The organism is Escherichia sp. 20412-1 (assembly GCF_003027595.1).
Classification (GTDB): domain Bacteria; phylum Pseudomonadota; class Gammaproteobacteria; order Enterobacterales; family Enterobacteriaceae; genus Escherichia; species Escherichia marmotae.
Genome location: NZ_PYQM01000089.1, coordinates 1 through 3,048, shown reverse-complemented (window position 1 = coordinate 3,048; position 3,048 = coordinate 1). Strand labels below are relative to the sequence as shown.

General features: G+C 53.7%; 4 protein-coding genes. 2 read left to right on the top strand and 2 right to left on the bottom strand.

Translation table 11 applies throughout. The features are described from left to right. Window positions 1-1,831, top strand: a 1,831-nt coding sequence (traD, locus tag C7B16_RS23895) for a type IV conjugative transfer system coupling protein TraD (RefSeq protein ID WP_107180266.1), incomplete at its 5' end; no start/stop codon positions are given. 8 nt (window positions 1,832-1,839) lie between these two features. On the opposite strand, the gene vapC is transcribed toward traD, so the two are convergent. Together vapC and vapB are read right to left on the bottom strand one after the other, a co-directional pair. Then, window positions 1,840-2,238, bottom strand: a complete 399-nt coding sequence (gene vapC / locus C7B16_RS23890) for a type II toxin-antitoxin system tRNA(fMet)-specific endonuclease VapC (protein ID WP_097336710.1) — start codon at window positions 2,236-2,238, stop codon at window positions 1,840-1,842. Further along, window positions 2,238-2,465 carry a toxin-antitoxin system antitoxin VapB gene (vapB, locus tag C7B16_RS23885; RefSeq protein WP_000450526.1) on the bottom strand — a complete coding sequence of 76 codons (228 nt, stop codon included), beginning with the start codon at window positions 2,463-2,465 and terminating at the stop codon, window positions 2,238-2,240. The genes vapC and vapB overlap by 1 nt, the downstream gene beginning before the upstream one ends. 81 nt (window positions 2,466-2,546) lie before the next feature. Here vapB and mobF point away from each other — a divergent pair. After that, the coding region (gene mobF, locus C7B16_RS23880; RefSeq protein ID WP_143192631.1) for a MobF family relaxase at window positions 2,547-3,048 on the top strand (502 nt) is incomplete at its 3' end.

Genomic DNA, 3,048 nt, shown 5'->3' with positions numbered 1-3,048 from the left:
TGTGGCCCTGGTTATTTGCCTGATTACCTTTTTTGTCACGACCTGGATTCTGGGGCATCAGGGTAAACAGCAGAGTGAAAATGAAGTCACAGGTGGTCGTCAGCTGACAGACAACCCGAAAGAGGTTGCCCGGATGCTGAAAAAAGACGGCAAGGACTCCGATATCCGGATTGGCGATCTGCCGATTATCCGGGATTCCGAAATCCAGAACTTCTGTCTGCACGGCACGGTCGGGGCCGGTAAGTCGGAAGTTATCCGTCGTCTGGCCAACTACGCCCGTCAGCGTGGCGATATGGTGGTGATTTATGACCGTTCGGGGGAATTTGTTAAAAGTTACTATGATCCCTCCATCGATAAGCTCCTGAATCCGCTGGATGCCCGCTGTGCCGCCTGGGATTTGTGGAAGGAGTGCCTGACACAGCCGGATTTTGATAATACGGCAAATACCCTGATCCCGATGGGCACAAAAGAGGACCCGTTCTGGCAGGGTTCAGGACGTACCATTTTTGCGGAAGCGGCGTACCTGATGCGTAATGACCCCAACCGCAGCTACAGCAAACTGGTGGACACACTGCTTTCCATCAAAATTGAAAAACTGCGTACCTTCCTGCGTAATTCACCGGCGGCCAACCTGGTGGAAGAGAAAATCGAGAAAACGGCGATTTCCATTCGTGCCGTGCTGACCAACTACGTGAAAGCCATCCGTTACCTGCAGGGGATTGAGCATAACGGTGAGCCCTTCACCATCCGTGACTGGATGCGTGGTGTCCGGGAAGATCAGAAAAACGGCTGGCTGTTTATCTCGTCGAACGCCGACACCCATGCCTCCCTGAAGCCGGTGATCTCCATGTGGCTGTCCATTGCCATTCGTGGTCTGCTGGCAATGGGAGAAAACCGTAACCGTCGTGTGTGGTTTTTCTGTGACGAGTTACCCACGTTACACAAACTGCCGGACCTGGTGGAGATCCTGCCGGAAGCCCGTAAGTTCGGTGGCTGTTATGTGTTTGGTATCCAGTCCTATGCCCAGCTGGAAGATATCTACGGTGAGAAAGCGGCAGCCACGCTGTTTGACGTCATGAACACCCGTGCCTTTTTCCGTTCTCCCAGCCATAAGATTGCAGAGTTCGCTGCCGGTGAAATTGGTGAGAAAGAGCACCTGAAAGCCAGCGAGCAGTATTCCTACGGTGCTGATCCTGTACGTGACGGGGTATCGACCGGTAAGGATATGGAGCGTCAGACGCTGGTCAGTTATTCCGACATTCAGTCTCTGCCGGATCTGACCTGCTATGTCACCCTGCCCGGACCGTATCCGGCAGTAAAACTCTCACTGAAATATCAGACACGACCGAAGGTCGCTCCGGAGTTTATTCCGCGTGACATCAACCCGGAAATGGAGAACCGTCTGAGTGCCGTACTTGCCGCAAGGGAAGCAGAAGGTCGTCAGATGGCCAGCCTCTTCGAACCGGATGTCCCGGAGGTTGTTTCCGGAGAAGAAGTGACTCAGGCTGAACAGCCGCAACAGCCGCAACAGCCGCAACAGCCGCAACAGCCGGTGTCTCCTGTCATCAACGATAAGCAGTCAGATGCAGGTGTGAATGTTCCGGCCGGGGGGATCGAGCAGGCGCTGAAAATGAAACCGGAAGAAGAGATGGAACAGCAACTGCCACCCGGGATCAGTGAATCCGGCGAGGTGGTGGATATGGCGGCTTACGAGGCATGGCAACGGGAGCAGGATCCGGACACCCAGCAGCGGATGCAGCGTCGTGAAGAGGTTAATATCAACGTGCACCGGGAGCGCGGGGAGGATGTTGAGCCGGGAGATGATTTCTGATGAACAGGTCAGCTCCAGTCTTCAATTCTCAGACCGTCCACACGTTCAAATTCCCGGGTGTTATTAGTCACAATAATCAGCCCCCGACTGCGGGCATGACCTGCGATCATTTGATCAAATGGCCCGACAGGACGTCCCTGACGGGCCAGTTCTGCTCTTATCTGACCGGTGTGTGTGGCTGCAGCAGCATCATAATCCAGAACGTCAATGCGGGAAACAAATCCCTCGATCACAGCGAGATTGCGTTCAGGCATCTGGCTTTTTTCTGCACCATATATCAGCTCCATCAGGGTGACAGAGCTTATACACATTCTCCCCTGATTCAGGTTAAAACGTTCCCTGACACTGGTGGGCTTGTTCTTGATCGTAAAAATGCAGATGTTGGTATCGAGCATAAACTTCAGCATCAGAATGACTCCCTTTCCTGCATACCGGGCTGTTCCCTGTTATCCATAAAATCGGCGCTGACGCTGTTTCCGTCGAACCATTCATCCCATGACTCTCCGGCTGGCGTAATGATTCGGGTTCGTCCGACAGCAATTACTTCAACGCGTTTTACGTTTTCCGGCAATGCAACCGCTTTTGGCAGTCTGACCGCCTGGCTGCGGTTGCTGAGAAATACGGTGGTTTCCATTATTTGCCTCCTTATGTGGATATGTCTTGTGTATATCCATTGTGGGATTGATTCCGGGATATGTCAAAGGGATATACGTTTATGATGAGTATCGCGCAGGTCAGATCGGCCGGAAGTGCCGGTAACTATTATACCGACAAGGATAATTACTATGTGCTGGGCAGCATGGGAGAACGCTGGGCCGGCAGGGGGGCTGAACAGCTGGGACTGCAGGGCAGTGTCGATAAGGATGTTTTTACCCGTCTTCTGGAGGGCAGGCTGCCGGACGGAGCGGATCTAAGCCGCATGCAGGATGGCAGTAACAGGCATCGTCCCGGCTACGATCTGACCTTCTCCGCCCCCAAAAGTGTCTCCATGATGGCCATGCCAGGTGGCGATAAGCGCCTGATTGATGCACATAATCAGGCCGTGGATTTTGCTGTCCGTCAGGTGGAGGCGCTGGCCTCCACACGGGTGATGACGGACGGACAGTCAGAAACGGTGCTGACCGGTAATCTGGTGATGGCACTGTTTAACCACGACACCAGTCGCGATCAGGAACCACAGTTACACACGCATGCGGTGGTGGCTAATGTCACGCAGC